The organism is Aeromicrobium sp. (assembly GCF_050700635.1).
Taxonomy (GTDB): Bacteria; Actinomycetota; Actinomycetes; order Propionibacteriales; family Nocardioidaceae; genus Aeromicrobium.
Genome location: NZ_JBOHDT010000209.1, coordinates 1 through 10,494, shown reverse-complemented (window position 1 = coordinate 10,494; position 10,494 = coordinate 1). Strand labels below are relative to the sequence as shown.

12 protein-coding genes are annotated in these 10,494 nt (G+C 70.1%); 4 read left to right on the top strand and 8 right to left on the bottom strand.

Features of this window, described 5'->3' with window-relative positions; all coding sequences use genetic code 11:
* The 3 genes from ACRDPN_RS16590 to ACRDPN_RS16580 form a co-directional block, all read right to left on the bottom strand.
* Nucleotides 1-769: SGNH/GDSL hydrolase family protein (locus tag ACRDPN_RS16590; RefSeq protein WP_431449790.1), on the bottom strand; the 769-nt coding region annotated here is incomplete at its 3' end.
* A 29-nt stretch (nt 770-798) separates the two neighbouring features.
* Complete coding sequence (locus ACRDPN_RS16585; protein WP_431449789.1) at nt 799-1,104, bottom strand: hypothetical protein; 306 nt, start codon at nt 1,102-1,104, stop codon at nt 799-801.
* A 135-nt stretch (nt 1,105-1,239) separates the two neighbouring features.
* Entirely contained in the window at nt 1,240-2,049 is an 810-nt protein-coding gene (locus ACRDPN_RS16580) for an RDD family protein (protein WP_431449792.1), read from the bottom strand.
* A 26-nt stretch (nt 2,050-2,075) separates the two neighbouring features.
* On the opposite strand from ACRDPN_RS16580, the gene ACRDPN_RS16575 reads away from it, so the two are divergent.
* A complete protein-coding gene (locus tag ACRDPN_RS16575; protein ID WP_431449788.1) occupies nt 2,076-3,071 on the top strand; it encodes a stage II sporulation protein M in 996 nt (331 codons plus the stop codon).
* A gap of 10 nt (nt 3,072-3,081) precedes the next feature.
* Here ACRDPN_RS16575 and ACRDPN_RS16570 read toward each other — a convergent pair whose 3' ends face one another.
* The 5 genes from ACRDPN_RS16570 to ACRDPN_RS16550 form a co-directional block, all read right to left on the bottom strand.
* A complete protein-coding gene (locus ACRDPN_RS16570) occupies nt 3,082-4,374 on the bottom strand; it encodes a DUF58 domain-containing protein (protein WP_431449787.1) in 1,293 nt (430 codons plus the stop codon).
* Nucleotides 4,375-4,399: 25 nt separating this feature from the next.
* Nucleotides 4,400-5,329: an AAA family ATPase gene (locus tag ACRDPN_RS16565; protein WP_431449791.1), complete on the bottom strand. Its 930-nt coding sequence runs from the start codon at nt 5,327-5,329 to the stop codon at nt 4,400-4,402.
* 101 nt (nt 5,330-5,430) lie between these two features.
* Nucleotides 5,431-6,564: a DUF4350 domain-containing protein gene (locus ACRDPN_RS16560; protein WP_431449786.1), complete on the bottom strand. Its 1,134-nt coding sequence runs from the start codon at nt 6,562-6,564 to the stop codon at nt 5,431-5,433.
* Nucleotides 6,561-7,175 carry a DUF4129 domain-containing protein gene (locus ACRDPN_RS16555; protein WP_431449785.1) on the bottom strand — a complete coding sequence of 205 codons (615 nt, stop codon included), beginning with the start codon at nt 7,173-7,175 and terminating at the stop codon, nt 6,561-6,563. Before ACRDPN_RS16555 ends, ACRDPN_RS16560 begins: the two co-directional genes overlap by 4 nt.
* Nucleotides 7,172-8,257 (bottom strand): hypothetical protein, encoded by a 1,086-nt coding sequence (locus ACRDPN_RS16550; protein WP_431449784.1) that lies wholly within the window; start codon nt 8,255-8,257, stop codon nt 7,172-7,174. The genes ACRDPN_RS16555 and ACRDPN_RS16550 overlap by 4 nt, the downstream gene beginning before the upstream one ends.
* 96 nt (nt 8,258-8,353) lie before the next feature.
* Here ACRDPN_RS16550 and ACRDPN_RS16545 point away from each other — a divergent pair, with 96 nt between their 5' ends.
* The 3 genes from ACRDPN_RS16545 to ACRDPN_RS16535 form a co-directional block, all read left to right on the top strand.
* Nucleotides 8,354-8,878: a mismatch-specific DNA-glycosylase gene (locus ACRDPN_RS16545; RefSeq protein ID WP_431449783.1), complete on the top strand. Its 525-nt coding sequence runs from the start codon at nt 8,354-8,356 to the stop codon at nt 8,876-8,878.
* 62 nt (nt 8,879-8,940) lie between these two features.
* Nucleotides 8,941-9,666 (top strand): PaaX family transcriptional regulator C-terminal domain-containing protein, encoded by a 726-nt coding sequence (locus ACRDPN_RS16540; RefSeq protein WP_431449782.1) that lies wholly within the window; start codon nt 8,941-8,943, stop codon nt 9,664-9,666.
* Nucleotides 9,663-10,494: acyl-CoA dehydrogenase family protein (locus ACRDPN_RS16535; protein WP_431449781.1), on the top strand; the 832-nt coding region annotated here is incomplete at its 3' end. The genes ACRDPN_RS16540 and ACRDPN_RS16535, both read left to right, overlap by 4 nt.

The window sequence follows — 10,494 nt, the reverse complement described above, 5'->3', positions numbered from 1 at the left end:
CCGCAGCCCCGGCGGCTGCCGCCCGCTGCACCATCGCATTGAGCCGCAGCATGGTGGCGTGCAGGTAGACCCTGACCTCCTCGCTGATCGGCACCGTCGGGTAGCAGGCGTGCTTGGGCACCGCCGCAAAGTAGTCGATGATCAGCACACGAGCGTCCGGGCTGCGCCGGTGAACCTCCTGGAGCGCCGCCACCACCTTCGGCTCGGCCTCGAGGATCTGCCTGGCGAGCTGGTCCTCACCACCTTCCGGCGCGTACCTGTCCTTGCAGCCGCCGGTCGGCACCGGCTCGGGCGCGGTCCCAGGAGGCACCGTCTCGTCGTCAGGGAACAGACCGAGACAGTCCATCGCCGCGCCGGCGATCCCCGCATCGTTGCCGCCGATACCGACCGTCACGAGGTCGGTGGTGGGACTCAGACGGTCGAACTGCGCCGGATTCGTGCCACCCGGGTCGACACTCTGCGGAGCGTAGAAGTCGTCGGTCTCGGCTCCACCGCACGTGGCGTCCCGGAAGTTCGAGATCCCCAGCTCCTTGGCCAGCAGCTTGGGGTAGTTGGTGTGCGACTGCCCGCAGCCGATCGGCGCGTGAGTCGTGTCCGGCGCGCCGTTGGCGTCCGCAATCACCACGTCGGCGGACCAGGAGTCACCCAGCGCGACGTACTCGTCGTCAACGCCGCCCTCGGGGGCGGCCGTTGCGTTCGACACGGTGAGCAAGGGCACGGACAGGACGGAGATGGCGAAGACAACCGTCAGGAGGTTTCTGGGGCGCATGCCCGTTCAACGCGAGAACCGTGTCTGGGTCACGCCCGTGACATGTGCCCCGCGAGTGGCGCACCGTCACTGCACCACGGAGTGTTTGACGACGAGCTGATGGAACCCGGCTGCAGCCGCGAGGAACGCCACACCGATGCTGGCGACCCGGCCAGGAGAAGTCGGACGAAGCGCAGGGCCTCTTTCGGATCGTTGACGAACTCGGAGAGGTCTCCCGTCTGCCCGAGTCGTTCCTGCGCGTCGCCGAAGAAGTAGGCCCCGGTCAGCACGATGGCAAGCGCGACGGGCAGGGACACCGCCGAGACCCACAACCACTCCTTTTGCAGGTCGTCCACGCCAACCGGGACGAGGACGGACACCCCCCGGGGCCACCATTGCCATCCCGACGACCATCAACACCACTCCGAGGCGTTTCCGGCGGATCAGCGTTCGCCTGCGCTGCTCACTGATCTCGTAGGACGCGCCCATATTCAGTCGCGGACGACGAGGCGGTCGCGGAACCGGGCCTCGCGGTCGAGGCGGGCGAGGTCTCGCTGGCGGCGGGAGGCGATCACCGCCTTGAGGAAGTCGTCGGGGGTCGTTCCGGCGGGCGGGGCCGGGGCGACGTATGTGGCCACCTCGTCGGCGAGCCGCGCGCCGATCGCCGTCCGGGACGCGGGATCGATCGTCGACAACCTGGCCAGGAACTGACGCACAGCCAGCATCAGACCGGTCGGCAACGAAGCCATATCGGCGCGCTGCGCCCAGGCCGCCAGGTGCGGCGGCATCGCGGCCGGTGGGGTGAGCTGAAGACTCACTCGTTCGCGGACGACGTACGTGCCGGCGGCGAAGTCACCGAGACGCTTGCCGCGCGAGCTGACGATCGCCGACAGGAGGGCGGGCCCTGCCCAGAACACGTAGATCTCGACGAAGCCGATGAGGGCACGCACGAACGCGTGCTGGAAGCCGATCGGTCCCGCGTCGTCGCGGACCGTGCGGAGCCCGAGCGCCAGCTTCCCCAGCGACTTGCCACGCGTCAGAGTCTCCAGCGCGGTCGGGAACACGATGAAGACCACGATCGTCGTGCCGATCACGGCAGCGGTGACCAGCGCTTCGTCCCAACGGACCGACGCCATACCAGCGATCACGATGGCCAGGACCATCAGCAGGATCGTCGCGGCGACGTCGATCATGCCGGCCGCGATCCGCGAGCCCACGCCTGCCGGGGGCAGGTCGAGCGCGACGGCCTCGCCGGTCACGAGGTCGTCGGTGGTGAGGGTGGCGAATTCCGGGCCGATCATGGCCTGCACGCCCTTAGGCTATCGGCGTGGACCTCGACGCGTACGTGCAAGCGCACTCGCGCGAGTGGTCCCGCCTCGAGGTGCTGCTCAAGGCCCGCAACCTCTCCGGCACCGAGAGCGACGAGCTCGTCGAGCGTTACCAACAGGTCGCCACACACCTGTCGGTGGTCCGGACCTCCGCTCCCGATGCCTCGCTGGTCGCCCATCTGTCGTCGTTGCTCGCCCGCGCGCGAAACAGGGCGATCGGTACCAGGGTGACCACCTGGCGCGGCGTCGCGACCTTCTTCGTCGACCGCGTCCCAGCCGCCCTCTACCGGCTGCGGTGGTGGTGGCTGGGCTGCCTCACCGCCAACGTGGTGGTCGCCGCTGTGATGATGTGGTGGCTGCTCGACCACCCGAGAGTGGAGCAGAGCCTCCTCTCCCCCAGCGAGGTCGACCAGCTCGTCAGCAACGACTTCGCCAACTACTACAGCGAGTACGCCGCCAGTCACTTCGCGACGCAGGTGTGGGTCAACAACGCGTGGGTCGCGGCGCTCTGCATCGCCTTGGGGATCCTGGGTGCCCCGGTGATCTTCCTGCTCTTCAACAACATCACGAACCTGGCGATCATCGGCTCGATCATGATCCGTCACGATCGGGGCGAGCTGTTCTGGGGACTCATCCTCCCCCACGGCCTGCTGGAGCTGACCGCCGTCTTCGTCGCCGGGGGCGTCGGGTTGCGGCTGTTCTGGTCCTGGATCGAGCCGGGTGACCTGAGCCGCACAGCGTCGATCGCCCGCGAGGGCCGGACCGCGGCGACCGTCGCACTCGGACTGGTCGGGGTGCTCCTCGTCACCGGTGTCATCGAGGCCTTCGTGACCCCGTCCGGGCTCCCGACCTGGGCCAGGGTCGGCATCGGCATCCTGGCCGAGCTCGTCTTCTTCGCCTACGTGTTCGTGCTCGGCCGCAACGCCGTGCGTCGTGGCCATACCGGCGACATCGACGCCGCACTGCTCGAGGCCCGGGTCGCGTCGCAGGCATGACCGGCCCGCACTAGAGAAGCCCGCGGGCCTTGAGGGTGAGGTAGTGGTCGGCCAGCACGGGCGGCAGGCGCTGGGCGTCGGCGTCGACGACGTCCACGCCCAGCTTTGTCAGCAGCTCGGAGGTGCGGGTGCGGCGGCGCAGGACCTGCTCGGCGGCGGCCGCTCCGTACACGTCGTCGATGGTGTCGCGGGCGGCGGCCAGCTCCGCGAGCGCCGGGTCCTTCACCGAGGCGAGGACGACGCGGTGATGCTTGGTCAGCGCCGGGAGCGCGGGGAGCAGTCCTTCCTCGATCGCCGACGGTTCCAGGGGTGTGAGCAGGACGACCAGGGCCCGCTGCCGGCCGAGACCCTGGACGGCGCCGGCCAGCGCGCTCCAGTCGGCCTCGGCGATCACCGGCTCCAGCCCGGACATGGCGTCCTGCAGGGTGCCGACGATGTCGCGGGCGTGGGCCGAACGGACTCGCGACCGGACCCGGCGGTCGCCCGCCACGAAGTCGATCCGGTCGCCCGCGCGAGCCGCGAGGGCGGCAAGGAGCAGGGCGGCATCCATCGCCGAGTCGAGCCGCGGCACGTCCTCGACCCGGCCCGCCGAGGTGCGTGAGGTGTCGAGCACCAGCACCACCCGACGATCGCGCTCCGGCTGCCAGGTCCGGACGACGACCTTCGTGGTTCGCGCCGAGGCTCGCCAGTCGATGGAGCGCACGTCATCTCCCCTGACGTACTCGCGCAGCGAGTCGAACTCCGTGCCCGGGCCGCGTACGCGCACGGCCGCGCGGCCGTCGAGCTCCCGCAGACGCGCCAGGCGCGAGGGCAGGTGCTTGCGCGAGTCGAACGGTGGCAACGAACGGACCGTCCCCGGAACGTCGAAGGTCTTCTGCCGGGCGACCAGTCCTAGCGGCCCCTGGGACCGCACGGTCATGCCCGTGGCCCTCAGGTCGCCGCGACGCCGTGGCAGCAGCGGTGTCCGGAGTCGCGTCCGGTCCCCCGCGGCGAGCCGGACCCGGTGCCGGTTGTCCGTGGCGCCGGCGGTCGGCTGCCAGGCGTCGCGGACGAGGGCGCGCACGCGGCGACGTGAGTCGTTGGTGGCGACCACCGTCGTCTCGGCCGGCTGACCCAGGCGGACCGAACCCGTGGATGATCGCGAGAACGACAGCGAGGCGGCCGGGGACACGAGCTTCCAGTCGGCGAGACAGAGCAGCAGAACGACCAGCGCCCACAGCCACACGGTGCTCATCACCGGACGCAGGACGACCGGGACCATGCCCAGCAGGATCAGCAGCGGCACCCGGCCTGAGATCGCCATCAGGGGACGCCGGCGATCGGGACGGTCATCGCGGCACCGGCACCGAGTCGAGCGCCGAGGAGAGCACCTGCATCACGTCGACTCCCTCGAGCTCGGCCTCCGGACGGAGTGCGAGTCGGTGCGCCAGCGTGGCGCGGGCGAGGGACTTGACGTCGTCGGGCGTCACGAAGTCACGGCCGGTGAGCCAGGCCCATGCCCGGGCGGCCCGCAGCAGGGCGGTTGCTCCTCGTGGGCTGACGCCCAGCGACAGCGACGGCGACTCGCGGGTGGCCCGGGCGATGTCGACGATGTAACCGCTGATGTCCGGCGACACCTGGACCCGTTGAACCGCGGCCTGACCAGCCGCGATGTCTGCACCGGACGCGACCGCCCGCACGCCTGCGGCGGTCACGTCGCGAGGGTCGAACCCGCTCGCGTGCCGGTTCAGGATCTCCACCTCGTCCGGACGACCGGGGATCGGCAGGACGACCTTCAACAGGAACCGGTCGAGCTGAGCCTCGGGCAGCGGGTACGTGCCTTCGTACTCGATCGGGTTCTGGGTCGCGGCCACCAGGAACGGGCGCGGCAGGGGGCGTGAGACACCATCGACCGAGACCTGTCCCTCCTCCATGGCCTCGAGGAGCGCAGCCTGGGTCTTGGGCGGTGTCCGGTTGATCTCGTCGGCCAGCAGCAGGTTGGTGAAGACCGGGCCCTCGCGGAATCGGAGCTCTCCGCGAGTGTTGTCGATCACCATCGAGCCGGTGATGTCGCCCGGCATCAGGTCGGGGGTGAACTGCACGCGCCTCGCGTCGACGGACAGGCTGGCGGCGAGGGTCCGCACCAGCAACGTCTTGGCCGTCCCGGGGACGCCCTCCATCAGCACGTGACCGCCGCACAGCAGCGCGACCAGGAGGCCGGAGACTGCGGAGTCCTGGCCCACGACGGCCTTCGCGACCTCGGCTCGCACGGCTGCCAGCCGCTCACGCGATGCCTGGTCGTCCTGGTCCTGATCGTCCTGGGCTTGGTCGTCCTGGGCCCAGTCGTCGCGATCCTGGTCCACGGGTGCAGGGGACTCGGTCATGTTCGGCGTGCCTCTCTGTCGAGTTCGGTCAGTTCTCGAGCCAGCGTGATCAGCGCACGATCCGTTGAGGGTGGCTCGGCGTCAGAGCTGACCAGTGCGGTGACCTCGGCTTCCGGGCGGCCGGTCTGGCGGGCCAGGTTCTTGATCAGTGCGTCTTGATCGTGGGTGACGCCCAGGCCCGATCGTGCGGCGGCGCGCGCTCGTGCCGCGGTTCGCAGCACCTCAGCGGCATGCGCCCGGTCCTGGGCCTTGCGGTAGAGCCGCCCGCGGCTGCGAGTGGTCTCGATGGCCATGACCGACACGGGAAGCGGCTCGGTCGACAGCGCGCCGAGCCGGCGGGCGCGCCAGAGGATCAGGAGGATCGTGGCGATCGCGGCGATCCAGAGTCCGGGCTCGATCCACCGCGGGAGGAGCGCAGTAACTCCGAGGCCTTCGTCGGCTCCGACGTCCTCGAAGGTCGGCACGTACCAGACCAGGCTCCCGCTCTGACCGAGCAGTCGGAGGCTCACCGCCGCGTTGTCACCGCGGAGAGCCTGGTCGTTCGTCATCGCCTCACCACCGCCGAAGAGCGTGACCCCGTTCCGTTCCAGCACCATCGAGACGTCGTCCTGGCCGAAGCAGCCTGAGCCGCCGCCGTAGCCGATGGCGAAGTCGACCTCGAGGGTCAGGCCCCGGAACTTCGGGTCGTCACAGTCGGCGGGGACGCCCCGGTCGGGGATGACCTGGTCGGTCTGCACGGGGGCATCCACCGCGGCGAGGACGTCGATGCCTGGTTCGACGAGCACGAGACGGCTCCCCCGTGCGTGCTCCAGCAAGCGGTCGACGGTGTTCTTGCCGAGCTCGCTGGTGGAGGTCACAACGACGACGGTATCCGCGCCGACCGTGGTCTCGTCGAGCTCGTCGGCCGAGCGCGCCACCTCGACGTCGACACCCTGGTCGTCGAGCACGCGAGCCAGCGCCCGCGATCCGTCCGGCCCGGCGTTGTCCGGGTCATAGGGTGCGGTCCGTCCTTCGTCGACCGCGCCGAGCACGACCGCCACGACGACCGCGAGCAGGAACCCACAGGCGACGAGCAGCATCGACCGGTGGCGTCGCCACCACGTGGCTCTGATGAGGGACGCCTGCGTCATCGACGACTCCCGATCTCGTCGTCCAGCTCGAGCACGTCGGCGGCCTGATCACGACTGGCCGCACGGTCGCCGTACATCACCGCGTCGAAAAGCGCCGCGGTGCCGCCGATCCGGGTACGGAAGCTCGGGTACTCACCGCCGAGCGCTCTAGCCGCCTCCTGGGCCGTCGTTCCGGGACTATTGTCGAGCCGTCCACGCTCGACCTGACGCACGGCCAACGCGCGAAACCCGTCGGTCATCGCATCCTCGTGGCGGCCGTCGGCCAGCGCGGCCTGGGCCCGGGCGCGCAGCTGGGCAGCCGTGATGACCTCGTCGGTCAGCACGGCGTGCGTCCCCCGGGGCGCCCGGGCGGCTCCTTGCGCACGAGAAACGAGCCACGCCAGCCCGCCCATGAGCAGCACGGCGATGAGCATGGCCGCGAAGACGCTGACTGCCGGGAGATCGATCGCCGCGTCGATGCCCCTGCTGAGCAGCCGGTCGAGCCAGTTCAGGAGGCGGAGGATCAGGTCATCCTCGTAGTACTCGGGCTTCAGCAGCTCGCGCTGCATCAGCGACCTTGCCTCATCCGGACTCGGGTCGATCGGGCCGGTGACGACGACGGTCAGGTTCACAAGCCGGTGATCCCCGCCCGGGCCATCAGCTCGACGTCGAACGCCTCCTTGCGCATGCGCTGGTCGATGTACTGCAGCGACGCCACCGCAGAGGCGAAGGGGGCCACGAAGGCCGACGAAATGACCGCCGAGATGGCTTGGGTGATCGCGAGCCCGAGCACGGCGTACTCCGGGACGGCGAGGGCGCCAATCTCACCGGCCAGGGAGATGGGGAAGGAGAGGATCCCCCCGGCGACGGTCGTGACGATCAACGTCAGTGCGCCGATACCGAAGACCCGCCAGAACTGGTGGTGGGTCAGCCGGAAGCCGCGCACGATCGCGCCGAAGACGCCGACCGGCTCCAGCATCAAAACCGGGGCCGGCAGGTAGTACACGCGGACCCAGTACCAGAACATCCCGGCGAGGAAGGCCGGGACGGTGACGACGCCCCAGATCACGGTCAGCGGGGTGGAGCTGGAGACGACCACCAGCACCCACAGGCCGACGTACACGGCGAGGGCCAGCAGCGCGATTGCATTGATGACCGCGATCAGGCCCAGCAGCTTCCACCGCTTGCCGCGGGTGGCCGCCCACGCCTCGCCGAGCGACAGTCGCTGGCCGACGGCCGCAGCGTTCGTGACGTGGGCGATCATGCCGGTGACGAAGATCAGCCCGATCTGCAGCAGGATCGTCCCGCCGAAAAGGGAACCGAGGGACACGAACGTGCCGACGACCTCGCTCTGGGTGGCGCTGGTGTCGATCTCGCCGGTCTCGGAGAGCGTCACACCCACGGTGAACGTGAAGATCGCACTGATCACCACCGGAATCAGCATCGTGACCGAGGCGACGAGCACGGCCGAACCGACGGTGGCCTTGGGATTGAACCGGATGATGCGGAAGGCCGCGTCGAACATGTCGCCGAGCCCGAGCGGCCGCAGCGGCATCGCACCCGGTTTGTGCGCTGCGCCGAGCATGCCGGGCGGCGCCGCTCCGGGCGACGGGCCAGGTGCGGGCGGCGCCGCGACCGGGTGCTGCGGCAGGCCCGGACTCCGCGGTGGATACGGCTGATGACCTGGCGGCGGGAACGACTGTTCGTCCGACATGGGCCCCCTTTGACGGGCCCATCCTGTCAGGTCTGGGGCCGAATTCGGGCCCGTTTGTCGCAAGCGTCCGACACGAGGATCGCTACTGTTGAGGTGATGCCGGACCACCCGTCGCCTCCCGACCTCGTGGGGCCAGGCCTTCGACTCCTCATCGTCGGCATCAACCCGAGCATCATGAGCGCCGAGACCGGCTTCCACTTCGCCCGTCCGGGCAACCGCTTCTATCCGGCGCTCCGCGCTGCCGGCGTCCTGCCCGACCATGTCCGGACTCCCGGCGAGGCTGCCCCGGTGCTGGTCGAACGCGGCGTGGGCATCACGAACCTCGTTCGGCGCGCGAGCGTGCGCGCCGACGAGCTCACCGACGACGAGCTGCGCGACGGGCGGGATCGACTCGCACGGTTCGTGCGTGAGCATCGACCGCGCGTGGTCGCTGTCGCCGGGATCACCGCCTATCGCACCGCGTTCAGCGAGCGCCGCGCTGCGACGGGGCGGCAGGAAGCGACGATGGGCGATGCCGAGCTGTGGGTCGTGCCCAACCCCAGCGGTCTCAACACCCACGCCACGATCGCGAGCCTGGCCGTGGTGTACCGCGAGGTCGCCGAGGTCGCGGGCGTCATCTAGACATCAGGGATCGCTGGTATTACGATTCTCATACAGACGTTTCGAGTCTGTAACGGAGTCCTATGCCGCTGACAGCAGCTCGCGTCCGACCGCTCCCCGCGCGCTCGGTGGTGCTGAGCCTGCTTCTCGGCGCTCATCCTCCGCGACTGCCGGTGCGCGACATCCTCGGCGCAGGCGAGCGGTTCGGCATCTCGCCGGCGACGATGCGGGTCGCACTCACCCGGCTCGTGCAGGCGGGCGACCTCGTCAGTGACCAGGCGGTCTACGCGTTGAGTCCGCGCCACCTGGAGCGTCATCAGCTGCAGGAGCTCGAGCTCGACCCGGTCCGCCTTCCGTGGGACGGGACGTGGGAGACCGTCGTCGTCACGTCGAGTGGGCGTGATGCCTCCGCGCGCGCCGAGTTGCGACGACGACTGACGAAACGACGCCTCGTGATGCTCCGCGAGGGGGTGTGGATGCGTCCCGACAACCTGCCCCGCGACGACGCCGCTGAGCCGGACACGCTGCGTCTGATGGCGCGCCCCGACGATCCCGCAGTGCTGACCGCGCGACTGTGGGACCTCGGACGCTGGGCCGACACCGGCACCTCGCTTCTCGACGTCACCAGCAACGGCGACACCTTCGCCGACCGCTTCACCGCCGCGGCCGCGCTGGTGCGCCACCTGCGCACCGACCCCGCGCTGCCCGACGACCTGCTCCCCGACGACTGGCCCGCGCCCGCGATGCGTCAGGGCTACGAGGACTTCCGCACCGAGATCAAGCGACTGCGCACCGAAGGAGAGCCATGACCACGACCCACGAGGTGACCAACCAGGTCCCGCCGCTCACCGGCCACGACACCGCCGACCATCCGGTGTTCGAGGAGGCCCTCCGCCGCGAGGGCGCCACGACGGCGCTGGACGAGCTGCACGAGGTCGGCCGGCTGGCCGGCACCGCTCACGCGATTGCGCTCGGCGACCGGGCCGAGGCGCACCCACCGGTGCTGCACACCCACGATCGCTACGGCAACCGCATCGACCAAGTGGCGTACGACGCCAGCTACCACGAGCTCATGGAGCTGTCGACGGGCTTCGGCCTGCATGGCACGCCGTGGGCCTCGGACGACCCGAACGCCCACCTGGTGCGCGCCGCGAAGCTGAGCGCGTGGGGTCCGGTCGACGCCGGTCACCAGTGCCCGATCTCGATGACCTACGCCGCGGTGCCGGCCCTCCGGGTCGATCCAACGCTGGCGACGCAGTACGAGCCCGGGCTCACCGCGGCCGGCTACGACCCGTCGTCCCGCGCACCCGCCGAGAAGCAGTTCCTCACCGCCGGCATGTCGATGACCGAGAAGCAGGGCGGCTCAGACGTGCGCGCGAACACCACCCGCGCCGTCGATCAGGCCGACGGCACGTACCGGATCACCGGGCACAAGTGGTTCACGTCGGCGCCGATGTCCGACCTTTTGCTGGTGCTCGCGCAGGCGCAGGGTGGGCTCACCTGCTTCGTCGTGCCGCGCGTTCTCCCCGACGGCACGGCCAACGGCATCCAGCTGCAACGCCTCAAGGACAAGCTCGGCAACCACTCCAACGCCAGCAGCGAGGTCGAGTACGTCGACGCCGTCGGCTGGCGGCTCG